Here is a 25,944-nt window from a genome sequence, read left to right as displayed (position 1 = left end):
CTCTCCTCATCCAAATCAGCGCATCAGCGCCTTGAGTGCTCCACGCACGCGCTCATCTTCACTCTCAAGAAAGCTCTGCCCCAGCTCATAGGCGCGCTGGATTTCCACCAAACGGGTCACTTGCTGAATCGCGTTCACGTTTGACCCTTCGAGAAAGCGATGCAAAACCACCGGTTCGTCGACCGGCTCAATCGCACCGTCGGTGCGGAAACGAGTGTTTCCTTCGCGTACAAGTTCGTTCGTGTCGGCAACGTTGAAAACGCCCAGCTGCCCCAGAAGTTGACCATCGACACTCAGCGTTCCGTCGCTGCCGACATCGATTGACGCTGCATCAGGCGGGATGAACACAGGCGCGCCATTGGCATCGAGCACGCGCGCACCATCCATTGAAACCAGATCGCCATCGGCATTGGGAGAAAAGCTGCCAGCCCGCGTCAGCCGGTTGCCGTTCTCGGTTTCGACCATGAAGAACCCGTCGCCCTCGATGGCAAAATCAAATTGCCCGCCGGTTTGCGTCAGCACGCCTTGTTGCATTGACGAATTTCGCGCCTCGGCCCGGCTCATGGAAAGGGACGGGCTGTTCGGCATATCTCGAATGTATTCCGAGAACACCAGCCCCTGCTGGCGATAGCCGGTCGTGTTGGCATTTGCGATGTTATTCGCCACCAGGCGCATTTCATTCATCAGCCCGGACTGGCGGGACAGGGTGACATAGGCGGTGTCCATCAGCGACCTCCTGCGATCAATGGAACAAGCGTACCGGTGAAAAACGTAACAAGTGTCTGAGTCATGAACCCCATCGAGATCCAGAACACGACGACGATGGCGATCAGTTTGGGAACAAAGGTCAGTGTCATTTCCTGTATCGACGTCAGGGCCTGAAACAGACCAACGATCAGGCCTGACACCAAAGCAACTGCCAGAATCGGGACCGATGTGATGACGGCGATCCAGAGAGCCTGACGCACGATGTCATAGAAAAGACCTTCGCTCAGCATGGTATCAGACCGGCATCCGAAGGATTTCCTGATAGGCCTCGACCACCTTGTTGCGAACGATCACAGCTGTTTCGACGGCCAGTTCGGTCTGTGCCAGCGCCTGCACCAGCGCGTGCGGGTCGGCTTGCCCGACCATCGCGGTCTGCGACATCTGCTCGCTGTGTTTCAACGTGGATGCAAAGTCCTGAAAACTTGCCTTCAGCCCCTGCACCATGCCCGAGTGATCTGGGTCGGCCTGGGTTGCAGGACGGGCGCCGGCATAATTCTGCGCGGCGGTCAAGGATCGGATGTCCATTCTGGCTGTCCTTTATTTTCTGAGCAGTTCCATCAATGACGACGACATTTGCCGTGTTTGATCGAACATCTTGAGGTTGGCTTCGTAGCTCCGCTGCGCCTCACGCGCGTCGGCTATTTCGATCATCAGATCGACATTCGATCCCAGATAGTGACCACTGGCATCTGCCATCGGGTGGCCGGGGTCGAAAATTCGTGTCAGGTCGCGTCGATCAAGCTTTACGCGGCCAGCTTGCACCACGTTCTGACCATCTTTTTCTATGGTCTCAAACGGCACCGTCTTGCGCCGGTACCCGGGCGTATCCGCATTCGATATGTTTTCGGACACGTGGCGCAGACGGGCTGCCTGCGCACGCAGGGCGCTGGCGGATGCCGCAAGTGAGTGGGAAAAATCGCTCATCCTCGGCCTCCTTATCCACGTCCCAGACTGGTGCGAAGGATGTTCATCGAGGATTTGTAGATCGCCAAAGCGCGGTCGTGCTGTCGTTTGGCCTCGACCGATTTCAGCATCTCTTCTTCAAGCGATACGCCGTTGCCATTTGGATCACCCGACGGAGCGGCCTGGTGCTCTGCCCAGGGCTGTGCACCCGTACCGCCGTGCAGATGACCCCGCCGCGTGGCCATCATGGTCACTTCGCGTCCCGAGTTTTCAAGTGCTTTGTGGAAGGGCTCGATATCGCGCGTCTGGTAGCCCGGCGTATCCGCATTGGCCATGTTGCGCGCAATCACCGCCTGCCGTTGCCCGGCATGGGTTGCCATTGCGTACGCGGTCTTAAGGACGTTCAAGTCATAGAACATCGGGGCTTCTCCCTCGATCAATTTCAATCAAGGCTTAACCCCGATTCCTTTAGAAACCGTTTTCAGAACCCAATTGGAGAACCCAAGATGTCCGATCTCGACCCGATGCTTCTGAAACATGAATTCGATCGGATGACTTCGATCCGCCACGTGGGCCTGGTCAGTAGCGTCGCACAAGGGTTGATCGAGATCAGTGGCCTCAACGAACATGCGCGAATCGGAGACTTGCTTTCATTGCGGCGGCGCGCGGGGCCCGATCTGGCCGGTGAAGTGCTGCATGTCGGTGCAGACCATATCCAAATGATTCCGGGTTCCGCCCCGGACGGTGTCAGCCTCGGGGACCGTGTGTACCTTGATCCCTCGCCGGGGTTCGCGCCCGCATTGCACTGGCTTGGGCGCGTCATTGATCCGTTTGGCAAACCGCTGGACGGAAAACCCCTGCTGAACGGGCCACAGGATCGCGATATCATGCAAGCCCCCCCGCCTGCGGTGGCGCGCAAGCCATTGGGAAAGCGGATGGCCACCGGACTATCCGTTCTCAACACCATGCTGCCGATCGTGCGCGGTCAACGCGTTGGGTTGTTTGCGGGATCGGGTGTGGGGAAATCAACGCTGCTGTCGACGCTGGCGCGCTTCATGCAGGCTGACGTGGCTGTGGTGGCTCTTGTCGGCGAACGCGGGCGTGAAGTGAACGAGTTTGTTGCCCGCGCCATAGGCCCGGAAGCCATGAAGCGCACTATCGTGGTCGCCGCGACGTCCGACCAGTCTGCATTGGCGCGCAGACGGTGCGCGTGGTCGGCCATGTCGGCGGCCGAGTACCTGCGGGATCTGGGGCTGAACGTTCTGTTTCTGGCCGATTCGGTAACCCGTTTCGCAGAGGCGCACCGTGAAATCGCCGTTGCCATGGGCGAAGCACCGTCACTCCGAGGCTATCCGCCCTCTGTCACCTCCCTGATTGCCAACCTGTGTGAACGCGCAGGCCCCGGCACGCAGGAGCAGGGTGATATCACCGCCGTGTTCAGCGTCCTGGTTGCGGGGTCCGACATGGATGAACCCATCGCCGACATTCTACGCGGTGTGTTGGACGGGCATATCGTGCTCAGCCGCGAGATTGCCGAACGCGGGCGCTTCCCGGCCATCGACCTCAGCAAATCCGTATCCCGCAGCCTTCCAGAGGCCGCGTCAGAGGCAGAGAACCAGATGATCAACGAAACCCGCAAACTTGTCGGCAGCTACGAACAATCCGAAGTCATGATAAAGGCCGGGCTGTATTCAGAAGGATCAGATCCGCTCTTGGACCAGGCCGTGCGCGTTCATAAGGAATTGGACGCGTTTTTCGGCAAACCCGATTCCGAAGGGATTGAAAACAGCTTCAACCGCTTGTCTCTGATTCTGCGCCGTGCCTCGGCCGGCCTGCCGCGTTAGTGAACTCGGAACAGTTTTAAGTATTAAGGCCGCCTTAAGACCTGCACTGCTATTCCAATAGTCGGGTGATAAAAAGGTGGTGGAGATGGGTGCGCAAACCAATGCGGCGCCAATCATCATCAAGAAGAAGCGTGTATCGGGTGGCGATGGCCATCACGGTGGCGCGTGGAAAGTCGCGTATGCCGACTTTGTGACGGCCATGATGGCCTTCTTCATGTTGATGTGGCTGCTGAACGCAACAACGGAACAGCAACGAAAAGGGTTGGCGGATTATTTCGCACCGACAATCCCGCTAAGCCCGGAATCCGGCGGCGGGGACGGGGCGTTTGGCGGCGACAGCATGCTGTCTGAAGAAGTGCTGCTGCGAGACGGTCAGGGTGCCACGACCACACATCCGACCGAATCGCATCAGGCCCGTGGTTCGATCGGAGTGAAAGCCGTGGGCGGCGGCAAAGGGGCCAAGGAAGATTTCTCTACGTTGGAGGCGCAACTGCTGGGGCGCACGGGTGAAAGCGAGGTCTCGGACAAACTGCTCAAGCATATCGTCACACGGGTCACCGATGAAGGATTGGTGGTGGAACTGTTCGACACCGACGATCAGGCATTGTTCGAATCGGGTTCTGACAAGCCAACAAGCTTTCTGCGGTCCCTGGCCCTGATCATCGCCCGAGCCTCGGATCTTGTCGTCAATTCGATCGCCGTTGAAGGGCATGTCAGCGCGTCTCCGGTTGTGCAGGCGCGCAACACTGCCTGGGAACTGTCCACGGCAAGGGCCCAAAAATTGCGTCAATTGCTACAGGACAAGGGCGTTGCGGCACAAAGGATGGATCGTGTTACGGGCCATGCAGACCGAGAATTGTTCGCCGACAATCCCATGGCTGCGCGGAACAACAGGATCGAAGTGATCTTTCTGCGCCAGCCCTAAATGATAGAGCGTATTTTACATGTTAGCGCGCTGTTAAGGGGCAGCGCGTTACCTGTTGCATCAAAGACGGACGCAACAGAAGGGCGCACCCATGACCATTTCCTCTTCGCTCAATGCCGGTGTGGCGGCGCTGAAAGCCAATGCCAACAGGTTGGCGACGATTTCCGACAACATCGCGAATTCTTCAACCTACGGGTATAAACGGGTCGAGACGGATTTTCATTCAATGGTCACGTCAGGCCAGGGTGGCAGCTATTCGGCAGGCGGCGTGCGGACGACAAGCCAGCGCATGATTGATCAACGCGGGCCCCTGGTCACAACCAGCAACTCAACCGATCTGGCAGTTCGTGGGCGCGGCATGCTGCCTGTGCGCCCCAGTTCGCAGATCGGGAATAATTCGAACGAGATGCTGCTGACAACAACCGGGTCGTTCCGCACCAATGAAGAAGGGTATTTGGTTACCGAATCCGGCCTTGTTCTTCTGGGGTGGCCCGCGGCACCCGATGGCACTATTCCACCGGTTTCGCGCGATACTCCCGCCGCGCTTGAACCCATTCAGCTGAGCGTGAACCAGCTGTCGGGTTCACCAACCACAGAAATGAAACTGCGTATGAACCTTCCGGCCACGGCGACAAATGCGGGCGCGCCGGGCGACGTTCAACCTTTGTCGGTTGAGTATTTCGATAATCTCGGCAAGTCTGAAAGCGTCGATATCCAGCTGATCCCAACGGTTCCCGCAACCGGCAGCAGCAACGAATGGACTATGGTCTTGCGTGACTCGGCGTCGGGTGGCGCGGTCATCGGTGAATACACGCTGACATTCACCGACAACCGAACGGCAGGCGGCACTCTGGCCAGCGTCACACCTGTTTCTGGCGGAGCTTATGATCCAGCAACGGGCAGTGTCATGGTCAACGTCGCCGGCGGAGCGATGGAGGTCAATATCGGCCTGATCGGAGATGCAGACGGGATAACCCAATTGTCCGACACGTTCGCGCCTGTTTCGATCACACGTGACGGTTCTGCCGTGGGAACTATGACCAGCGTTCAGGTCGATGAGAGAGGATATGTCTACGCGTTCTACGACACTGGCGTCAGTCGCCGGATGTACCAGATTCCGTTGGCAGATGTACCCAATCCCAACGGTTTAACCGCGTTGGACAGCCAGACTTACGCGCCTTCCCGTGAAAGCGGTACGTTCTTTCTTTGGAATGCCGGCGAAGGCCCGACCGGGGATCTTGTTTCTTTCGCGCGTGAGGAATCCACCACGGATGTAGCGACCGAGCTGACCTCATTGATTCAGACGCAACGTGCTTACTCCTCCAGCGCCACGGTGATCCAGACGGTGGACGAGATGTTGCAGGAAACGACAAACCTGAAACGTTAATCCAGCTCTGACCCAAAGAAAGGAGCGGCCTCATGAACATGTCGACAGCACTCAATAACGCATTGGGCGGGCTGACTGCGGCCAGTCGCGGGGCCGCTGTGGTGTCCGGAAACATCGCGAATGCGCTGACCCCAGGCTATGCGCGCCGGTCCCTGGAACTTGCAACAAGCCCTATATCCGGAAATGGCGTACGCACCGTTGGCGTGATCCGGCATCAGGATCCGGTTTTGACCGCCAACAGACGTTCGTCTGATGCCGAACTCGCCTTTCGGTCGGACGTTTCAGAATTTCACGCACGGTTCGAACAACTGGTGGGGTCTCCTGATGACGGCCCTTCGCTGTCTACTCGTTTGTCCTCGTTGGAAAACGCCTTTATCACGGCGGCCAGTTTGCCTGACTCGATCGAACGGCTGGATCAGGTTGCGCGCTCGGCCCGCGATCTGACCAACGAGCTGAACGCGGCGTCCGAAGGCGTACGCCAGGCACGCTCGGATGCTGATCGAAAAATTGGCGCCCAGATCAACACCCTGAATCAGACTCTGAAAGATATCGAAGACCTGAACGCCAAGATTCCCGCCATTCAAAACTCTGGCGGTGACATCGGTGCCCTGCTGGATCAGCGGCATGTCCTGATCGACCAGGTCAATACCTTGATCCCGGTCAATGTCGTGCCGCGCGCCAATGATCAGGTATCCCTGTACTCGGAGGGCGGGCTGATCCTGCTGGAAGGCACGGCCTCGGAGTTCACTTTTTCCACGACCGGCGAAACAAAGCCTCACATGACCGTGGCAAATGGTCTGTTGTCCGGTCTGGAGATGAACGGCAACCCGGTACGGACAAGTGGAGACAACGCTCAAATACGCGGCGGGGCACTGATGGCGCAGTTCACCATCCGCGACGACTTGGCAGTCGAGGCGCAGGTTCAGCTCGACACGGTTGCAAGGGACCTGATTGAACGATTTGAAACGCCCGGTTTGGATTCGTCGGCTCTTGCGACAGATCCTGGTCTGTTCACCGACGATGGCAACCGATTTGATCCTGCATCTGTTGTCGGGCTTGCATCACGGATTTCACTCAATTCAACCGTGGACCCTGACAATGGCGGGGACAGTTGGAAACTGCGCGCGGGTCTGGGTGCCGCAACTCCGGGTGATCCCGGGCAGGCTGCTCAATTGCGCGCGTTCGGGAACATATTGAACGACGCACGTCCGGTACCCGGCGGGCTGTTCGGCACGGGAAACATGCGCGCTGCCGAGTTGACCGAGGCCCTGTTGTCGAAAGCGGGCGCACACGCCCATGCCGCAGATCAGCGCAAGACTTTTGCAAACAGCTTCCAGCAGCAAATGGCGCAGATCGAGGCCGCGCAGGGCGTGGATACCGATCAGGAACTACAGCGGCTCATGCAGGTCGAACAGACATATGCCGCAAACGCTCGTGTCATCTCGGTTGTTGACGAGCTTATGGAAACTCTTCTGAGGTTGTGACCATGAATATCACTTCTATCGGCGATTTGGCGCGAGGAATGACCTTGCGAACCCGCGCAACAGATATCAAAACCCAGATCGAAACCCTGTCTTATGAAATGTCCACCGGGCGGGTACAGGACGTCTCGGGGCGGCTTGGCGGGGATTATTCGCAAATTCTGGATCTCGACCGCAGCCTCGCCAGACTCGACGCCTTTGGCATCGCAACGTCCGAAGCGGCCCTGTTCACCGATACCATGCAACTGAGCCTGAAAACCTTCGGAGATTCGGTCGGAGACATGACCGCGTCTTTGCTGGCCTACGGAACCGCCAATCAGCCGGTCAATCATGAACAAGCGTCCCAGCAGGCGGAGAATGAGCTGGACACGATGATCTCGGCACTGAACACGCGCGTCGGAGGGCGCAGCCTTTTTTCCGGCACCGCCACCGATGTGTCGCCCCTGCAATCTGCGAACGATCTTTTGACGGCGCTGAAGTCTCAGTTGACTGGGCTTGCGACGGTCGCTGATATCAGGCTGGCGGCAGAAAACTGGTTCAATGATCCAGCCGGTTTCGACGCCGTGATTTATCAGGGCTCAAACAGCACACTGTCTCCGATGCAGATTTCGGAAAATGAAAGCGTCACGCTGCCGATCACGGCAACGGACCCGGCGTTCAAGGTCGCACTCAGGGACGTCGCCGTTGCGGCACTGGCCACCGACAGCGCATTGGCACTTTCGCCCGATCAACGCACCGCTTTGTTCACGAAGTTAGGGGTCGAACTGGCCAACGCACAGGATGCCACCGTCAAACTCCGGGCAAAGGTCGGGGCGGCCGAAGCCCGCATCGAAGAGGCGGCAACACGCAATTCGTCGGCCCGAACCAGCCTGGAATTCAGCCGAAACGAACTGATCGCGGCCGATCCTTATGAGACGGCAGCGAAACTGCAAACGGTGCAATTTCAGTTGGAAAGCCTGTATTCCGTAACCGTTCGCAATGCGAACCTGTCGCTGGTGAACTTTCTGAGATGAGGGCGTTGATTTTTCTCCTGCTTCTCCTTCCCGGCATGGCTTGGGCAGGGACAATCCGTCTCAAGGACCTCGTGGATTTTGACGGTGTACGGGGCAACGATCTGGTGGGTTACGGCCTGGTGGTCGGCTTGAACGGAACCGGCGATGGGTTACGCAACGCGCCTTTCACCGAAGAAATCATGTCCAATATCCTCGAACGTCTTGGCGTCAACGTCACCGGTGAGGATTTTCGGCCCAAAAACGTGGCAGCGGTATTGGTCACGGCCAGCCTGCCGCCTTTTGCACGGGTGGGGGGTCAAATCGATGTAACGGTTTCAGCCATAGGCGATTCAAGCAGCCTGTTGGGTGGAACATTGATCATGACCCCGCTTAACGCAGCCGATGGCCAAATCTATGCGGTCGCGCAGGGCACAATCCTTGCAGGTGGCGTTTCGGCTGAAGCAGAGGCAGCCTCGGTCGTGCGAGGGGTGCCTACTTCGGGCGTGATCCCATCCGGTGCAAGGGTCGAGCGTGAAATTGACTTCGATTTGTCAACTCTCACTCAGATGCGCCTTGCACTCAGAGAGCCTGATTTCACCACAGCCGCGCGCATCGAAACCGCGATAAACACCGAGTTCAACAGAGCCGTGGCAATCATGCGGGATTCCGGCACGGTTGAGATCAACGTCGCGGCGACGCAGGCGCTTTCGACAGCCCACGCCATAGGGCGTATCGAAAACATTCTGGTCGAACCTGAATCGAAAGCGCGCGTTGTTGTCGATCAGCGCTCTGGCACCATTGTCATGGGGCAGGAGGTCCGAATTTCGCGTGTTGCAGTGTCTCAAGGCAACCTGACTCTGACGGTTCAGGAAGCACCGATTGCGGTGCAGCCCAACCCGTTCGCCAGAGGTGAAACAGTGGTCGTGCCACGTACAATCGCAGGGATCGAGGAAGAAGAGGGAACCGGCCTCGCCGAAATCCCCGAGGCCACCACGTTGTCCGAGGTTGTCGCAGGTCTGAACGCGCTTGGGGTCTCGCCTCAGGACATGATCGACATTCTGAAAACGATCAAGGCAGCAGGCGCGCTGCATGCGGAATTCATCGTCAGGTGAAGGGCACCACCAGCTGGATGGGCGCGCTGCTGGCACGCCCACCAAAGCTTGTATCTATTTCGATTTCCAGCTGTCCAGCCAGCGCCGAAATCTGTTATGTCGCTCTTCTATGGCGTCACCCGCCGCATATAGGCCATCTTCCACGTTTTCGATCATCGGATCAATCCGTGCTTGCCGGAACCTGCGCCAACGCACCCATATCGCCCAGACGAACGCCGCAAAGATCGTCAGGAAGATGATATTGAACCAGGGAATGATCCGAACATCCGGCCCTTCAACGTCTTTGATGAAAATGGCGTTGGGAAAGATCGACATGAATTCGTTGCGCCACCCGTAGTGGGTTACGACCACCCATTTCGGGTTTTCTTTGGTGGATTTCGCATCATTGGCCTCGGTATACAGGTTCGCCGTGTCGAACTTGAAATACGGGGGCCATCCCCAGCCGGTATCCTCATTTCGGTACACGATGGGTTTTCCGTTGGCCCGCACCGCCTGAATGAACTGCACATCCCGGTTGGACAGGCTGGTGGATTGATCTTCCGGCTCTGACCAAAAGATCCGGGTCCAGTCGTTCAGATCCTGCCGTTCTTCATAGGTGTTGACGATGCGCACAATGTCATGTTGGGGCAGAGAATATTGCAGGATCACGGCAATCGTACCCCAGAAAATGATAATGAACGCCCATTTCACATAGGCCATGCCTAAACCCTCACATGTAGTTCACGATGTAGATCAGCGCGCCAATCGCCACCCACGGCACGATATAGACACCTAGGATCAGTTTACGCCGAAACGAGTTGTCATACACATGCAATCCGCGTTCGACAAAGGCTTCTTTGTTGCCCGTCTTGCCCTTTTCGTCCCACCAGTTCTCCAGTTTGCGCCGGCGTATGCCGCGCGAATAGAAAGACAGCCCGACATAGGCAATCGTCTGGATCACCAGCAAGATCAGCAAAAGGCGCAACAATCCAATCATTTCAACCTTTCCTCACCGAACCCCACGGACCGACCCGGGCAATTATGTCATCGCTGACGCGATCGTCGCCGCTCATATCCGGCTCATGTCCGAACAGGGCGGCGCGGGCGCCTTGCTTGTCCACCTGATATTCGCGTGCAAGGAAGTCGGCCACATAGGCCTTCTTGCTCTCGGGCCAGCCCGAATATGTTCGGTAGAACAATTCTTTGTGGCAGATGAACATCTGGCGCGGGTCCAGCGGGGCCAATTCGGACAACAGCATGTTCACCAGATCGCGGTTTGGCGTATCGGCGGCGCGTAGCGTGTAGAAATAGGCCGGGTGGTCCGAGGTGATGCGCGGCCACGGACCCCCGTCACTTGCCCAGCGCAGCAGTTGCGCAAGCCCGTGATAGGCCTGCGGCAGGCGATCCGCGTGGTTCCGGGCCAACCGCCGCATGTCGCTGCGATCCAGCCCGGTCAGGTTGACATCGGCATCTGCCGCCGCATCGACGGTCAGGAAATCCATCTTCTGTTGCAGGATCGCGGCCGCATCCACGCCGCGCGCCTTGACGATGGGCTCAACCAGATCGTTGTAGTCCAGAAATTTGGCGATCTGGTTCCGCTGCGACAGATCAAACGTGTATTTGATCGGCAGGTCGTCAGGCTTTTCACCCATGCAAATCGCTGCCGGGTGATCAACATCGGGAAAAAGATAAAGCCCACCGAAATGTGCCGTCCAGAAATTTCGCTGCTCAAAATCCGTATGGCGCAGGCGCACCGGGTTGCGGGTGACGTCGCCGGTTTCCCTGGCCGTTTCGATCATCTTGGCGATCAGCACATCATCGAACCAGGCGTCCTCTTTGGTTTTGAACCGTTCGACCATGCCCGCCAGTTGCTGCGCCTTGCGCAGGGTGCCGCCAACCGTGTCGGCCTCGATCTCGATCTTGCGCAGGTTCAGCAGGTCACGCGGCGTGGTAAGTCTGAAGACCGAGTTCACCAGCTCTCCGGCCACCGCATCGGTGGCGGTCAGGGCGAACAGCTGCGCCTCGTTCATCTCGATGAAGTCTCGCAGAATATCGCGTGAGGTCGAGAATTTGACGTTCAGCAAAGGCGCGCGTTTTTGTTCGGTCGTCAGCAGGATGAACTGCCGGTTGACCCCGTTGGGGTTGAGGTAGAGCGGGTCGTCCAGTTCAATCCCTACCTCCGGTGAATAGCCCGAGATATCGACATGGAAATCCGTCAGCGCCGTGGTCTTGCCCGCCAGATGCTGCAGCGCGCGGTTATACCGCTCGACCAGAGCCGGGCTGGAGATGTGGACAAGATTGCCGAACATCAGGCCTTTTTCGATGAGGCGGATCAACGAGATGCCCTTACATTCTGATTTAGACACTCCAAGAGTTGAGGGAACTCGTAGTCTCTAAACTTGATCTGAGTTGGGTTTCCGGCCTCACGGAGGATAACTTCGAGTTTTAAGCAATTCTCATAGATTACCATTAGTTGTTTCGAATAAAAAATGCCATTATTCGGCGAGCCTGATAGGATATTTTGAATCCCAATTCTTAACGCGATAAAGTATGGCCGTGGACTAAAGGGACCGGTCGTATTTATTAATTCACGCAGCTCAAGGCCCTCGAGTCGGTCGGGCAAATTATCCAACAACCTGCCTTCAATTTCACTATCTTCCAAGAAGCCAATTGTGTTCTGATTTCGAATGAAGTCGGCGATCAGGTCTTTTAGGTGTGAAGCCAAAGCATCAGAATTAGAAGACGCATAAATTTCCCTTCGTTGTTTTTGTTCATCTAGTAAGAGCTCGCTTTGGGTATTCAGTATCTTCGCTTGCTTTTTTTGCGCCTCAGCCATTTTCTGGAACTCTATCCTTGTCAATTCGAGTTCGGTGCGCTGAGCCGATAGTTCCTGACTTTGAAGCCAAACTGTTATAATGATCCAAAGAAATGCCAAAACTCCTGCAACCCCTGCGAACGTGTCGCCAATTTCATTCGCGGGCGCCGTTAAAAAAGCAAACGCACGAAGGTTCCATCCGTCATCTTGAGTGTGTTGTGGAAGAAAAGCCAAAACAACAATAACTGCGAGAAAAAGCTTTGTAAGTGCGCGACCAACCTCCATAGGGTGATCACTTGTAATTCCTGCTTTGACAGAATTGTTGAATTCTCGTAGTGGTTTAATCATAGCGTCACCCCTTCCCCTCCAGATACCGCCGCTTGGCCTCTTCCATCCGACCCATCTCGCGGACGGCGTTTTCGATGGCCACCTCGTCGCTCTTGTCGGCATATCGGAACTCGCTGTCGGCGTAGCGGTTGATCTCTTGCATCACCATCTCGACCGTGATCGGCTGACGCAGGTCTTCGATCATCGCTTTCTTGGTGTCGTAGTCGCGGAACAGGAACAGGTCGGGGGTCTCCATCCACTCGTCGGGCAATTCGAAATCCATCGCGCGGACCTTGACCGCGTCGGTGATGTTCTTGATCGCGCGGCCGGTGAACCGCTCATCCGCCTTCTGGATCGCCTTTAGATAGGTGCCCAGCTTAGCGATCGTGTCCATCTGGCCGATCTCGCCCGAAACCCGGTCATAGACCTGCAACAAAGCATCCTCATGCGGGCGCGAGTGGCTTTCGAAACTGGCGGCGACGGCCTTTTTGATCTCTTGCGCGGCATAGGCGTCGTGTTCGCCCAGCGGGATGTCGTGGTTGCGGCCCATCAGCAGGTGCAGGATGTCGATATAGTCCTCGCGCGTTTGCGGCCCGTCCACCAGAAACCGCGCGCCCGCCCGCTGGCGCAGGGCGTCGTCCACATTCTCGGGGTAGTTCGAAAACATGCCAAAGGTGCAATTGCCGCGCACGACGGTGTTGGCGCCGGCAAAGCTCTCCATCAGAACAGCGGTGATTTCCAGTTGGCCCGCGCTGGACTGCCGGTCGCCGCGTTTGCCCGCCAGCTGGTCGATATCGTCGATGGTCCCGAACCCGATGACCGAGGGGTCGATGATCGTGTTGATAAACGCTTTGGCGTTCTGGCCGGATTTGCCCTGATAACTGTCGATATTGTCAGTGCTCAGGTTCTGATAGCGGAAGGGATAGCCCGCGTTCTGGCAATAGTCATTGATCAGCCCGGCCATCATCTGGATCAGCGTGGTCTTGCCGGTGCCCGGTTTGCCGTCGCCCATGAAGGTAAAGATGAACCCGCCAAGCTCCGCAAACGGGTTCAGGCGACGGTCGAAATCATAGGCCATCAGCATCTTGGCCAGTTTCATCGCCTGATACTTGGCGATATGGTTGCCGACCACCTCGTTCGGTTTCTTGAACGTCATGGTCAGGGTGGTGGATTTGGCCTTCGAGGCCGGCTCAAAACCCCGGATTGTCAGATCATCGGCTTCAATATGCCAGGCGGCGTTCTGAAACGGGCCCAGATAGCCAGCAGATTGGGCGCGCAGGGCGACTTTTTCCATCAGTTGTTCGGCATAGGCGCTGGTGGCCGCAATCAGGTGGCCATCGTCGGGGGCGTGTTTGGCCAGCGTCTGGTCCAGCTCCCACAATGCACCATGCAGGGCGAGTTGGCCATTGTCGGTCAAAACCTCCTCGATCTCGCCAATATCGACGGTGGTCTCGCCCAGATGCGAGGACATCAAGTAAGCCAGCGCATTGCCGAACGTGTGCAAGGTGATCAAAGCCTCAGCCGTCAGCAGTTCCGAGAATTCAGTTTTGCGCGCAGCTGGCAAATCCCCGGCCAGATTGGCTCGTTTCAGATCGGCCAACGGCGTCTGGTCCGCATAAGCCTCGGCCACACCCAAAGCGATGGCAATGGCGCGGCGAATGGCTTGCTGTGTCGTAGCCTGAGGCGGAGACACCAGCGTATCCCCATCGTCCGACGCCTCGATCCGTTCAGCCAGATGCACTCCGTCCGAACGCACGGTTCGCCGCGTGACCAGACCCGGTGTCGTGGATCGAAACCGCCGCCCCGTAGAAACCCCCGGAGACCGCTCAACAACCGCTTCTACCGCCTTGCCAATCCTCGGCGCGTGTTCAAACCCATTCAGCAAAACGGTCGCTGCTTGATAGTGCTTGCGAATGTCGTCCTCGCGTAATTTCATCTGATCTGACATCAAACTCATCTCTTGAACCGCTCTTGCTTCATCTTTTCAAAAATACTCTCGCCGAAGGCGAAACTAATACCTCAAAACCTGCCCAGCTTTGCTGACGACAAACTTGTTCACATCGGCAAACCCCGGCGGGTTGCGCTCGGCCAGAACCTGAAACGGGCGTTGGGGCAGGATGATTGATCGCTGCGTGCGCGTCGCCCCGGTCTCAGCCCCCTGACCGCCAAAGGGGTCCAGCGCAAAGATCTCGCGTTCAACGGTGGAAAACCACCCGGCGCGTTCCTCGATCACCTGTTCGCTTTCCAGTTCCTCGGTGGTCCAGGCCAACGCCCAATCTTGACCTTCGGGGGCCTGTGCGTCCTCCAACACCTGCCGCAGCGGGCCGGATTGCTCGGTATAGGCCGAGGAATACATCGGCCCAACATGGATACGGCGCAGGTGTTTGGGGTGCAGGTCGTCGAAATCCTGATCGAAGCCTTTGGCGATTGTCACCAGTTTCAGCCCGCCCAAGGACTGCGCCATCAGATGCGCCTGCACCTCGGGCCAGCGGCGTTGATCTTTGGGCAGGGCGGTTTTGCCGCTGTCTTCCAACTGCATCAGATAGATCACCGGCAGGTTGATCTGGCTGTCATAGACCGCCCAGTGGATCAGGAATGTACGCCGTTCGCCCTCATTCCCGATCCAGTGACATTCGGGATCGTTGCGGGCCCAGAACAGGTGACCTTTCAGCAATTCCTCGTAATAGAGCCTTTGAGACAGCGCGAATTGCAGCTTGGTGGGGATCTCTCGGTCGCCAATAATCGTCCGCACCATGTCGGTTTTCAGGTCGTCTTCCGAGGGCATATTCGCCAGATGCACCTGCGCCTGCTGCGCGTCATTGGCCATTGTCAGCAATTCGGCCGCCACCGGAAACCCGCTGTCGCGCTTGTCCATGGCGAGACTGCCAAAGAACCGCCCCGTATCGCGCCCGACCAGCAGGTATTTCATGCTGAGCGCCCGGAACGTGTAGAGCAGTCCCGAGAGATAACGCGAGATGATCCGCACCTCTTGCTTGCTGATCGCGCCCTCGGCCTCCATCGTCGCGGCCACGCGCAGAAGGTGGACGGTGATCACCTCGAATTTGCGGAAATAGCGGCGCGAGGCGAAGGTGTCGGTCAGGCCAACATGGTCTTGGGTGGGGTTAGTCATCCTTGATGGTTTCTTCAAAATTGTTTGAACTCAGCCTAGAAAACCAAAACCCAACTATGCTGCCAAAGCAGAGCACAGCATATAGCAGCATCCATTTCGACGCATCGTTTGGAGCTAACCAGGCTATGAACGGAATGAGGCAGGCACCTAATGCTGATTGGTATGCCCACTCACCCAACGTTCTTGGACGCCCCACTAAATTGAACTCAGTGAGCTTCATCCGCCATACAAATTCTTATCATGCTTCTCGACAATCGAGGCAAACCGGCGGGCAAAGCGTTCGTCCGCCTTGGCCTTTTTCTCCAGCACGTCGCGGGCAAAGACCATGTGGTCCTCATGCGCCTCAAGCATGTCGGCCATCTTCTGGTTGGTCGCGGTGCCGATGGCGGCCATGGCGGTTTGCGCCTCCTGGTCGGTCTGCACACCAATCTCGTTGATGCGGTGGGCCACGTCCTGCTGTTGCGCGGTTTTCAGCGATTTGGTCAGGGCGTCATACAGCACCACGCGCTGTTGCGTGTCTGTTTGCAGCTTGTTGATCAGCACCATCTGCGTCGCCGCCTGGTTTTGCAGCGAATCGACCCAGGTCTTGCCCTTTTCGATATAACGCTCCAACGTCTGAGACTTGGCCAGCTTGACCTGCTCTTCCTGAACCTTGGCGTTGTATTGCTTGTTCAGCTCGGCCAGTTCGGTTTCCAGCTGGGTACGCGCGGCGGCGTCCTGTTCGACGCTGATCTTGTTTTCCAGCGTGATGATCGTCGGATCCATACCCTGAATTTCGGCGCGCAGCGCCTCGAGTTCCGCCACAGTCGCCTCGCGATCGTCCAGCGTGACGGTCAGGTTGTCCTCGACCTTGACGCGCTGTTCCTCCAGCACGGCCAACTGCCCTTGCAGCAGTTTGACGATCACGTCGGATTTGGCGATCAGGTCTTGCAGCTTGTCATCGATATTGGCGGTGCGCATCCGCTCCTGCCGCATCGACTCGGATTTACCTTTCGAGAAGATGCCGACAAACGACTCCCACCCGGTTTTCGAGCGCATCTCGTCAAAATCCTTGGAAAACGCGCTGGTGACGTCGTCCAGCCCCATGATCAGTTCGGCGATATTGGCGTTCATCACCTCGGTATGGGCGTGCACATCCTCGAGCGTGGCGTTTTCGATGTCGATATCGGCCTCGGCAGTGCCGATCTTGGCGCGGGCCGCTTCAATGCGCGAGGTCAGCCCTTCGATCTGAGACTGGCTTTCGCGCACTTTGGCTTGAGTCTCTTCTATCAACGCTTCGAATTGCTGGTTCGACATCGCTTCTATCCCTTTTTTCTTCTATTACCCAATAAGATAGGGAATGTTACACTGATTTACATCCCCTGGGTCTCAAAATTCACCCAGACTTTGGCAAACTCCTTGGCAAAAAGAAAGGCGAGACCGGCCAATGAAACGCGCAGATTTCGGGTGACTCAATTAAATTAACTTGTTAAGTATTTTTTGATCAAATCTGGATTGATTCCACATCCAGAGTGGCCATAGACAATTGAGACATCACCTGATTGGGTGCGCGCAACCCAATTCACGCCGGAGGCTTATCATGCTGGACGCAACGACCGATCTGAAGTCAATCCTGAAGAACCCCGAATTGCTTGTAACCAAAGCCTATATCGGCGGTCAGTGGGTGGACGGTGACAATGGCACGTTCAAAGTCACAAACCCCGCTCGGGGCGATGTGGTCGCCGAAGTGGCAGACGTCAGCCGCGCTCAGGTCGCCGGAGCAATCGCACAGGCCGAAGCCGCGCAGAAGGAATGGGCCAAACTGACCGGCAAGGAACGTGCAGCCATCCTGCGGCGCTGGTTCGATCTGATGATGGAAAACGCCGAGGATCTGGGCAAGATGCTGACCGCTGAACAGGGCAAACCCCTGGCCGAAGCCATCGGCGAGATCGGCTATGGCGCGTCATTCATCGAGTTCTTCGGTGAAGAGGCCAAGCGCGTCTATGGCGAGACCATTCCTGGCCATCAGCGCGACAAGCGGATCATGGTGATGAAGCAGCCGATCGGCGTTGCGGCCTCGATCACGCCCTGGAATTTCCCCAACGCGATGATCACCCGCAAGGCAGGCCCGGCTTTGGCCGCCGGCTGCGCGTTTGTGGCGCGCCCGGCCACCGAAACGCCCCTGTCGGCGCTGGTACTGGCGCTGCTGGCGGAACAGGCCGGCGTACCTGCGGGCGTGTTCAACGTGGTGCCCTCGTCGCAGGCCAGTGAGATCGGCAAGGAGTTCTGCGAAAACCCCGGTGTGCGCAAGCTGACCTTTACCGGATCGACCGAAGTGGGCCGCATCCTGCTGCGCCAGGCAGCCGATCAGGTCATGAAATGTTCGATGGAGCTGGGCGGCAACGCACCGTTCATCGTGTTCGACGACGCCGATCTGGATGCCGCCGTCGAAGGCGCGATGCTGTGCAAGTTCCGCAACAATGGCCAGACCTGTGTCTGCGCGAACCGTATCTATGTGCAGGCCGGGGTCTATGACGCATTCGCGGCCAAACTGAAAACGGCAGTAGAGGCACTCAAGATCGGCGACGGCTTGACCGAAGGCACCACCACCGGCCCGCTGATCAATGCCGACGCGGTCGCCAAGGTCGAAGAACATATCAAGGACGTGACCGACAAGGGCGGCGCGGTTCTGACTGGTGGTCTGCCTCATGATCTGGGCGGCACGTTTTTCCAGCCAACCATCGTGACCGGCGTGACGCAGGACATGCTGGTGGCGCAGGACGAAACCTTTGGCCCGCTGGCCCCGCTGTTCAAGTTCGAGGACGAAGACGACGTGATCGCCATGGCCAATGACACGATTTTTGGTCTGGCCTCGTATTTCTATGCCAAGGACCTGAGCCGCGTATACAAGGTGGCCGAAGCCTTGGAATACGGTATCGTCGGCGTGAACACCGGCATCATCTCGACCGAGCTGGGCCCGTTCGGCGGCGTCAAGCAATCCGGTCTGGGCCGCGAAGGCAGCCATCACGGCATGGAAGACTATCTGGAAATGAAATACGTCTGCATGTCAGTCTGATCCAATACGGTCTCTGTCCCATTGCGGTGGGCAGAGACCCCGTATCCGGAAACGCAATCGCGTCGTCTTTTGACTGTTCATGGCGGCGTCCCAGTCGACGCTGACGCGGCTATTCTGCGGACTTGTCGCGGATTTGTTCGATTGCACGGGTCGCGAACTTTCCCTGCAACGAACCGTCCACCATGGCTTCCAGCGCGGGCAATGCAGAGGACGCCGCGCCACCTATTTTCCCCAATGCAATGGCTGCCTCTTTTCGGACAAACACCGACGGGCTTTCAAGAAGCGCGATCAATTCCGGCACCGCTGGCTCTGCCTCGGGACCAAACAGGGCCAGCGATTGGGCTGCCGTCCGCTGATCTTTGGCATCCCCCCGTGACAGATCCGCCGTCAGACTTGCTATGGTTTTTTCCGGAGGCAACGCCGCCAGACGCAGCCCGTCGTTCAACCGGGCGTTCAAATGCTGGTTCTCACCGACCCAGCGAATGATGAAAAAGTAATTCTGAACAGCGTCCTGAATGACACCGGCATGCTTGCCCTTTTGCCATCGGTCGATGATCGCCCTACCCGCACGGCGATCTCCATTCAGGGCCAGAACCGAGGCTGCAAATGGCATCAGCTCAGTTGCCTGCGGATTTCTGTTCAACTCTTTCTCGATCACATCTGCCGCACCCGTCAGGTCATTCAATGCGTAAAGAGCCGCCGCTTCAAACAGCGCGTAGTGGCTGGGATAATTGGGATCCAGCCGGGTCGCGGCCTGTACAAAGGCCAATCCTTCCTCGGGCTCACCGGCTGCAATCAGCGCCCATCCCATCGTCAGATGCGCCTCGGGGTCGCTGGGTTGCAGCGCGATGGCTTTCGCCGCTTCTCGTCTGGCTTCTTCCGTCCCCCGACCTACCCGTAGGTTACTGTCCCAATCCGGAAGGTTGAGACTGACAATAGCCCGGATAACGTGCACCAGGGCGGTGTCCTGCTCCATCACATCCCGGTAATATCTGTAAAACAGGCCGATATGCATTTGCGCGCCTGACTCTGCAAACCCATTCCAATGATGAAAGATGTGCGGTCGCAAATGCGCCAGGGCAAGCGTCGCCCAGGCACGCCCATAATCCGGGTCAAGCTCCACGGCCTTTTCAAAATGGGGAATAGCCGCAAGGTTGTCCTGTTCGTTGAACTGCGAATACAACTCCCACCCACGTTGGAAGGCTTCGCGTGCTGCAATGGTCTGGGTTTCCACGCTTTCGATGGCTTGCCGGCTTTGAGGGTCGAGTGGAAGATCCAGCTCCTGAGCAATTGCGAGAACAATGGTTTTCTGCACTTCAAAGATGTCATCAATCGCGCCATCAAACCTGTCCGCCCAGATCAATCGCCCGCTCAATGTGTCGGTCAGGCGAATGTTGATCCGGAAGTCTTCATCCGCACGTCGCACGCTGCCGTCAACGACGTAGCGAACCCCAAGTTCTTCAGCGAAACGTGCGATATCTATGTTCCTGTCGCGGTATGCGAAGGATGAATTGCCGGCGATGACGAACAATCCGGATATTCGGGACAGGTCCGTGATCAAATCCTCAGAGATACCGTTGATCAGCATTTCCTTGGATGCGTCATCGGTGTAATTCGCAATCGGCAACACTGCGATGGAAGGTAGATCCGGCAAAGGGTAAACCATCTGCGCCTCTGAGGCGCGCAATTGGCCAGTCTTCCACGGTTTCGTCAGAAAAAGCCCAACAGCCGCCAACATCACGAGCAGAGCCGCCAGCGGCAGCCAGCGGGATTTCCTCAGTGTGCGGCTTTTTCGCGGTGAAGGCAAAATTTCCGCTTCTACGCGAAAGGCCTGAACTGGGTCTGCGATGTTCTTGACGTTCTGTGGCCCGATCGGGGCAAAACCATAGGGCACTTTGTTGCGCGCATAATCGACGATGGATTGTGAAACAATGATACCACCGGGATCTGACAGTGCCTCGAGCCGCGCGGCAACGTTCACCCCGTCGCCAAGGATGTCATCCCCGTTCGAAACCACATCGCCGACATTCAGGCCGATCCGAAACGTGATGACGCTATCTTGATCGGTACCTGCGTTTCTCTTTGCAAGGTCGGCCTGAATTTCCACGGCAGCGTGAACCGCATCGACGGCGCTGCGAAATTCGATCACAAAGCTGTCTCCCGCAGTGTTCGCGATGCGCCCTGAATGCCGGGCGATCGCCGGCTCTATGACTTCGCTGCGGATCAGGCGAAGCCTTGCGATGGTACCTTCTTCGTCCAGACCAACCAATCTTGAGTAGCCGGCGATGTCGGCTGCCAGGATAGCTGCTAGTCGACGTTTTGGTCGGCTTTCCATAATACCGAAGACTATCAGGCGGATAATTTGCTGGGAACCAGTTTTCGCACACGCCCAAAACACAACGCCCCGCGTCTGGAGGAACGCGGGGCGTGTGTTGCGGCAGTCCGGGAGGAGTGAACTGCCGCGGGATATTCAGAAGCCTCAGTTCACGGCTTTGGCGTCCACCACATCCTTCTCGATGGCTTTGGCCGAGGTGATCTCGATCCGGCGCGGTTTCAGGGCCTCTGGAACCTCGCGCTTCAGTTCGATGTTCAGCATGCCGTTTTCATGGCTCGCACCGGTGACGCGGACATGATCCGCCAGGGCAAACCGACGCTCGAACGCGCGGGTGGCGATGCCACGGTGCAAATAGGTGCGCTCTTTGTCTTCGGCGGCTTTTTTACCTGACACGACAAGCGAATTCTCTTTCACTTCCACGGTCAGGTCGTTTTCCGAGAAACCGGCAACGGCCACCGAAATCCGGTAGGTGTCGACATCGGTTTTTTCGATGTTGTAGGGTGGATAGCTGGGCTGGGCCCCATCGTTGGTCAGAACGCGATCCATCATGTCGGCGATCTGGTCAAAGCCAATGGTGGCGCGGTGCAGCGGTGCAAAATCAAACGTACGCATGTGTCATATCCTCATTCTTGAGCGATTTGCGATAAGTGCCCTCCGACTGGACGGGCGATTTCAGGTACCGGACCCCGTTGTGGCGGTCCGATACACATCACATGGGTAGCGATTTCGCCGAGTTCAACCCCCGCCAGAACTGATGAATTTCGCACCAGATCCTGACTTACCGGACCCGACCTGCAATCGGCGGATCGACGCCTTGGGCTGAGGTGCATCGCGCCGCATGATGGCCTTGAGCTCGGCGACGATCCCGTCAAGCTCCATGCCAAACCCCACCTTTCTGCGGCCGTTCGTCCCTACTGCCGATACCACGGACAGGATCTGCCAGCGCGCACCGTTTTTGGCCAGAATTGCAGACCCGGAAGACCCGAAAGTAATGTCGCAATCAAAGGTGATCAGACCCTGCCTGCGGTCGATGATACGGCAGGACCGTTCTCGGGTGATCGCTTCGGACCGTCCCCGCCCATACGAGGCAATGCTGATCTCGTTGCCCGGAACACGGCCGCTGTGCAGCGCAAAAGGGTCGGCGACCGAATACGGGATAGGCTCGTTCAGCCGCATCAGGGCCACGTCCAACTGGACACCTTCGTGCGACAGCGGGTTCTGCGCCCCATAGCTGGGATGAAGGGCGATTTGCGTGACTCGACGCTCGGCCAAGGCGTTGCCGTTGCTAAGGCCTGCACGAAACGTGATATCTTCGGGCACATAAGTCTTCCCGGTACGACGATCCACCGCACAATGGGCTGCGGTCAACACCATGTCCTGCGCGATCAACGTGCCGGTGCAATACGAGGCATCGCGGACATCCAGCCGACCGATAGCCTCCCAACCATAAAGGTCATCCCGGTCGGTCAGCTTGCGCTTGTTGGATTGCGCTTGCGGCGCTGTTGCCAAGACGCTCAGGCCCAATAACAGGCTCCAGAAGACTCTCATCATGGTCGAATGAACCTTGCGCCTATGTTCTTGTTCGTTCCCGATCCGGACGAGGAAAGCCCAAATCCCCGCCCCGCAGAAAGTTCGTCACGCAGCAATTGCAGAGAATGCTCAACCGCAGTTCCAATTGCGACACTTTGGCCGTCCATACTGGCCTTGGCCGCAACCACCGATACGATCTGAGGGCGCGCGCCCGTGAAAGAAAAAACGGGTGCCCCCGAAGACCCGAAATCAACATCGCAGGACATGACCATAACCCCGGCCTGCCGATTCATGACCGAGCAGACCTGTTGCAGCGACGGAGCTTCTGACCGGTCATGCGCATAAGACACAACGCCCACTTCAGCGCCACGTTTGGGCTGATCGCCCGACTCAAATGGAATGACGGCGGTATTACGGATCGGCTGCCACAGCTCGATCAAAGCCACGTCCGCGCTTACCCGGTCGGCCGTAGAATCGACGCCATATTGGTAGTCCGGATGGATCACAGCCTGGCGCGCGGTCCGATATGCCAACGCACGTCCCAAACGCCACCCGGCCAGAAACTCGATATCCGCGGGGTTAATCCGTTGTCCGGATCTTTTGTCAAACAGGCAATGCGCCGCTGTCAGTACAAGCGTCGGCGACACCAGCGTTCCGGTGCAAAACCCTGCGCCGGCGATATCCAACCGCCCGACAGCCATCCACTCGCGCCCGGAATCCGACGTATCCAGGCTTTCCAGCCTAGTGTCCTGCGCCGTGGCCGCCAATGGCAAGACACAGAGCACGGTTGCCTTGATCCAGTTACGCACGCGGTTCTCCGAGACTCACTTCGAAGCTTTTGTCCTACGTGCCGCGTTGGGCGAAAATAGGGCGGTCATGCACCAAAGGTATTTCCCTGGGAAATGATGCGCGCTGGCATCAGCATGATTCACCGCAAGACGGGAACCGAGTTCCCTGTTCCCTGCAAGGCCGGTGGCTTTGGCCCGCCGGTCGCCCAGTCCAGCAACTCTACTGTGTGAACAATCGGCAGTTGCGTACCAGAACCGATCTGCATCATGCACCCGATATTGCCGGCGGCAATGATATCAGGCTTTTTCGCCTCAAGTGTTCTGACTTTTCGCTGTTTCAACTGGCCTGATATTTCCGGCTGCATCAGGTTGTACGTTCCCGCGCTGCCGCAGCACAAATGACTGTCGGCGGGTTCGACAACCGTGAAACCCGCGTGTTTCAGCAAATCTTTGGGATAGGATTTGATCTTCTGCCCATGCTGCAATGAACAGGCTGCATGATAGGCGACGGTCAGGTTTTGGTTTTCCCCCGCCGGCAGGTCCAGCTGGATCAGAAGTTCACTGACATCCATGGCGATTGCAGACACACGCGCTGCATCTTCGGCAAGCGGGCCATTGCGAAACATATGCCCATAATCTTTCACGGTAGTGCCACAGCCAGAGGTATTGATGACGATGGCGTCCAACCCATCACCGTCCATTTCCCGTTTCCAGGCTCTGATATTGGCGCTTGCCGCCATATGACTGTCTTGCACTTTGCCCATGTGATGGGTCAAAGCTCCGCAACACCCGGCACCTTCGGCGATCACGACCTCGCACCCCAACCGTGTCAGCAGGCGGATCGTGGCGTCATTGATATCGGTGTTCAGCGCCTTTTGTGCGCAGCCTGTCATCAGCGCCACTCGCATTTTTCGTTCACCGCCGGGCGCAAAACTCTGCGGATCATCGTTGCGGCTGACAGGCGGGATATGCTTGGGCGCCATCTCCAACATCGCGCGCAGCCGGGCATCTGGCATCAGGAACCGGAAAGGACGACCCAGCCTGGCCCCGATCAGGGCCCAACGGAACCGCATCGGATAAGGCAGGATCTGCGCCAGAACCCAGCGCAACACCCGATCCGTCAGCGGGCGCTTGTAGTTGGCCTCGATATATTCGCGCGCGTGATCGACCAGATGCATATAATGCACACCTGATGGGCAGGTGGTCATGCAGGCCAGACAGGACAGGCAGCGGTCGATGTGCTTGACCGTCTTTTCGTCGGGCACACGCTCGTTTTCCAGCATGTCCTTGATCAGGTAGATGCGCCCACGCGGACTGTCGAGCTCGTCTCCCAGCACCTGATATGTCGGACACGTGGCCGTGCAAAATCCGCAATGGACGCAGTTTCGCAGAATCTCGTTCGAGCGCTGGATTGCCGGGTCTTGCAATTGCTCATCCGTGAATGTTGTCTGCATCGCCCTATCCCATCAGCCCCGGGTTGAACAAACCGCGAGGATCAAATTTCGCACGCAAGCCCTTTGTCAGAGCCGATATTGATGTGGGTTCCGGATGAAATCGCCCCAGTTTTCTGATCGTTTCGTGGTCGGATCGTACCAAAGTGGCATGACCCGAAAACCCACCAAGCCGGCCACGCACATCCGTGCCGGCCGGGACCCGCAGCCAGACAAGACCACCGCCCCAATCAAACAGCGTTTGACCCGCTTCGGCGCGCGCCGAAATCTCCGCCGCGTCACTCGGTTTTACCGAAAGCCGCCAGACGTCCCCGTCCTTGCCCTGAAATGGGTGAACGTCGCGGATCCCGGTCCAAAGCGCTGTGGCGTCTCCCTCGTCTGTCACCTCACCAAAATCTGCCAGTAAGGCGGTCAACCGACCGATCCTGTACGTCACCGACTCTGCAAATCCCTCAACTCTAAGCAGGGCATTTCCACCCGCCGGGTCATAGGCGGCACCAGTCACTTCAAAGGGTGATTTCAACGCAGCGGAAAGAATTTTCACCGCACGGCCGGCATCACGAACGGCGACGGACAAAGTCGCCACTTTTTCCGGCTTGGGCAGCACCTTCAATGACACTTCGGTCAGAATTCCCAGTGTTCCCCAAGACCCACCCATCAATTTAACGAGATCATAACCGGTGACGTTTTTCATAACTCGCCCACCATTCTTGACCACCTGCCCGCGCCCGTCGACGAAACGCACACCCAGCAGGAAATCCCGGCAGGCACCGACCTGAATCCGCCGCGGGCCCGAGATATTGGCCGCGACGACACCGCCGATCGTTGGTTCACCTTGAGTATCAAGCAAACTGCGGTGATCCATCGGCTCAAACGCCAGTTGCTGACCTTCCGCCTCCAGCACGGCCTGGATCTCTGCCAATGGTGTCCCGGCCTTGGCCACAAGAGTAAGTGCTCCGGGTTCGTAAAGCGAAATGCCACGCAGAGCCCCGGTTTCGATATTCGCTTCGGGACCGGTGACCGCGCGCGTTCCGCCACCGACGATGCGAACAGGGTCTTTCAATCCGGCCACCATGTCGGCCAGTTCAGATTCTGATTCAGGTTTCATGGCAAAATCCGTTA

At 57.5% G+C, this 25,944-nt stretch carries 25 protein-coding genes; 7 read left to right on the top strand and 18 right to left on the bottom strand.

Annotated features, from left to right (window positions below):
- Positions 1-15 precede the first annotated feature (15 nt).
- From GOW60_RS17440 to GOW60_RS17420, 5 genes are read right to left on the bottom strand one after another with little or no spacing between them, the layout of a single operon-like run.
- On the bottom strand, positions 16-726 hold the full coding sequence (locus tag GOW60_RS17440) for a flagellar hook-basal body complex protein (protein ID WP_171230274.1): 711 nt from the start codon (positions 724-726) through the stop codon (positions 16-18).
- Positions 726-998, bottom strand: coding sequence for a flagellar biosynthetic protein FliQ (locus tag GOW60_RS17435; protein ID WP_152459750.1), 273 nt, complete (start codon positions 996-998; stop codon positions 726-728). Before GOW60_RS17435 ends, GOW60_RS17440 begins: the two co-directional genes overlap by 1 nt.
- Before the next feature lie 4 nt (positions 999-1,002).
- On the bottom strand, positions 1,003-1,293 hold the full coding sequence (gene fliE, locus GOW60_RS17430; protein ID WP_171230273.1) for a flagellar hook-basal body complex protein FliE: 291 nt from the start codon (positions 1,291-1,293) through the stop codon (positions 1,003-1,005).
- Positions 1,294-1,305: 12 nt separating this feature from the next.
- Positions 1,306-1,692 (bottom strand): flagellar basal body rod protein FlgC, encoded by a 387-nt coding sequence (flgC, locus tag GOW60_RS17425; protein WP_170345698.1) that lies wholly within the window; start codon positions 1,690-1,692, stop codon positions 1,306-1,308.
- Positions 1,693-1,703: 11 nt separating this feature from the next.
- A complete protein-coding gene (locus GOW60_RS17420; protein ID WP_171230272.1) occupies positions 1,704-2,090 on the bottom strand; it encodes a FlgB family protein in 387 nt (128 codons plus the stop codon).
- A 132-nt stretch (positions 2,091-2,222) separates the two neighbouring features.
- Here GOW60_RS17420 and GOW60_RS17415 point away from each other — a divergent pair, with 132 nt between their 5' ends.
- The 6 genes from GOW60_RS17415 (at position 2,223) to GOW60_RS17390 (ending at position 9,412) form a co-directional block, all read left to right on the top strand.
- Entirely contained in the window at positions 2,223-3,515 is a 1,293-nt protein-coding gene (locus GOW60_RS17415; RefSeq protein WP_371813383.1) for a FliI/YscN family ATPase, read from the top strand.
- Between the two features lie 85 nt (positions 3,516-3,600).
- Positions 3,601-4,440 (top strand): flagellar motor protein MotB, encoded by an 840-nt coding sequence (locus GOW60_RS17410; RefSeq protein ID WP_171230270.1) that lies wholly within the window; start codon positions 3,601-3,603, stop codon positions 4,438-4,440.
- A 91-nt stretch (positions 4,441-4,531) separates the two neighbouring features.
- On the top strand, positions 4,532-5,827 hold the full coding sequence (locus tag GOW60_RS17405) for a flagellar hook protein FlgE (RefSeq protein WP_152459745.1): 1,296 nt from the start codon (positions 4,532-4,534) through the stop codon (positions 5,825-5,827).
- Positions 5,828-5,859: 32 nt separating this feature from the next.
- Positions 5,860-7,311 (top strand): flagellar hook-associated protein FlgK, encoded by a 1,452-nt coding sequence (flgK, locus tag GOW60_RS17400; RefSeq protein WP_171230269.1) that lies wholly within the window; start codon positions 5,860-5,862, stop codon positions 7,309-7,311.
- A gap of 2 nt (positions 7,312-7,313) precedes the next feature.
- Positions 7,314-8,321: a flagellin gene (locus GOW60_RS17395; protein ID WP_171230268.1), complete on the top strand. Its 1,008-nt coding sequence runs from the start codon at positions 7,314-7,316 to the stop codon at positions 8,319-8,321.
- A complete protein-coding gene (locus GOW60_RS17390) occupies positions 8,318-9,412 on the top strand; it encodes a flagellar basal body P-ring protein FlgI (RefSeq protein WP_171230267.1) in 1,095 nt (364 codons plus the stop codon). The genes GOW60_RS17395 and GOW60_RS17390 overlap by 4 nt, the downstream gene beginning before the upstream one ends.
- A gap of 54 nt (positions 9,413-9,466) precedes the next feature.
- Here GOW60_RS17390 and GOW60_RS17385 read toward each other — a convergent pair whose 3' ends face one another.
- The 7 genes from GOW60_RS17385 to GOW60_RS17355 form a co-directional block, all read right to left on the bottom strand.
- Complete coding sequence (locus tag GOW60_RS17385; RefSeq protein WP_152459741.1) at positions 9,467-10,111, bottom strand: DUF1523 family protein; 645 nt, start codon at positions 10,109-10,111, stop codon at positions 9,467-9,469.
- Positions 10,112-10,121: 10 nt separating this feature from the next.
- Complete coding sequence (locus GOW60_RS17380) at positions 10,122-10,388, bottom strand: hypothetical protein (RefSeq protein WP_171120117.1); 267 nt, start codon at positions 10,386-10,388, stop codon at positions 10,122-10,124.
- A 1-nt stretch (position 10,389) separates the two neighbouring features.
- Positions 10,390-11,727, bottom strand: a complete 1,338-nt coding sequence (locus tag GOW60_RS17375; RefSeq protein WP_171230266.1) for a DUF6638 family protein — start codon at positions 11,725-11,727, stop codon at positions 10,390-10,392.
- Complete coding sequence (locus tag GOW60_RS17370; protein ID WP_171230265.1) at positions 11,724-12,554, bottom strand: hypothetical protein; 831 nt, start codon at positions 12,552-12,554, stop codon at positions 11,724-11,726. The genes GOW60_RS17375 and GOW60_RS17370 overlap by 4 nt, the downstream gene beginning before the upstream one ends.
- Positions 12,555-12,558: 4 nt before the next feature.
- A complete protein-coding gene (locus tag GOW60_RS17365; RefSeq protein WP_171230264.1) occupies positions 12,559-14,490 on the bottom strand; it encodes an ATP-binding protein in 1,932 nt (643 codons plus the stop codon).
- A gap of 54 nt (positions 14,491-14,544) precedes the next feature.
- On the bottom strand, positions 14,545-15,663 hold the full coding sequence (locus GOW60_RS17360; RefSeq protein WP_171230263.1) for a hypothetical protein: 1,119 nt from the start codon (positions 15,661-15,663) through the stop codon (positions 14,545-14,547).
- Positions 15,664-15,879: 216 nt separating this feature from the next.
- Positions 15,880-16,959, bottom strand: coding sequence for a hypothetical protein (locus GOW60_RS17355; RefSeq protein ID WP_171230262.1), 1,080 nt, complete (start codon positions 16,957-16,959; stop codon positions 15,880-15,882).
- 283 nt (positions 16,960-17,242) lie between these two features.
- Between GOW60_RS17355 and GOW60_RS17350 the strand changes: the two genes are divergently transcribed.
- Positions 17,243-18,718, top strand: a complete 1,476-nt coding sequence (locus GOW60_RS17350; RefSeq protein WP_171230261.1) for an NAD-dependent succinate-semialdehyde dehydrogenase — start codon at positions 17,243-17,245, stop codon at positions 18,716-18,718.
- A 109-nt stretch (positions 18,719-18,827) separates the two neighbouring features.
- Here the strand turns inward: GOW60_RS17350 and GOW60_RS17345 are convergent, their stop codons facing one another.
- From GOW60_RS17345 to glcE, 6 genes are all read right to left on the bottom strand, one after another.
- A complete protein-coding gene (locus tag GOW60_RS17345) occupies positions 18,828-21,053 on the bottom strand; it encodes a tetratricopeptide repeat protein (protein ID WP_171230260.1) in 2,226 nt (741 codons plus the stop codon).
- Positions 21,054-21,197: 144 nt separating this feature from the next.
- A complete protein-coding gene (locus tag GOW60_RS17340) occupies positions 21,198-21,665 on the bottom strand; it encodes an Hsp20 family protein (RefSeq protein ID WP_170345716.1) in 468 nt (155 codons plus the stop codon).
- A gap of 123 nt (positions 21,666-21,788) precedes the next feature.
- Positions 21,789-22,604 (bottom strand): serine protease, encoded by an 816-nt coding sequence (locus tag GOW60_RS17335; RefSeq protein WP_171230259.1) that lies wholly within the window; start codon positions 22,602-22,604, stop codon positions 21,789-21,791.
- Positions 22,601-23,392, bottom strand: coding sequence for a serine protease (locus GOW60_RS17330; protein WP_371813376.1), 792 nt, complete (start codon positions 23,390-23,392; stop codon positions 22,601-22,603). The genes GOW60_RS17335 and GOW60_RS17330 overlap by 4 nt, the downstream gene beginning before the upstream one ends.
- Positions 23,393-23,511: 119 nt before the next feature.
- On the bottom strand, positions 23,512-24,825 hold the full coding sequence (glcF, locus tag GOW60_RS17325; RefSeq protein WP_171230258.1) for a glycolate oxidase subunit GlcF: 1,314 nt from the start codon (positions 24,823-24,825) through the stop codon (positions 23,512-23,514).
- A 4-nt stretch (positions 24,826-24,829) separates the two neighbouring features.
- The gene (gene glcE / locus GOW60_RS17320) at positions 24,830-25,930 is read right to left on the bottom strand and encodes a glycolate oxidase subunit GlcE (protein WP_171230257.1); all 1,101 of its coding nucleotides are present in this window, start codon (positions 25,928-25,930) and stop codon (positions 24,830-24,832) included.
- Positions 25,931-25,944 lie beyond the last annotated feature (14 nt).

The organism is Ruegeria sp. HKCCA4008 (genome assembly GCF_013033125.1).
GTDB lineage: Bacteria > Pseudomonadota > Alphaproteobacteria > Rhodobacterales > Rhodobacteraceae > Ruegeria.
The sequence above is the reverse complement of the archived record's forward strand: the minus strand, read 5'-3'. Positions and strand labels throughout refer to the sequence as shown.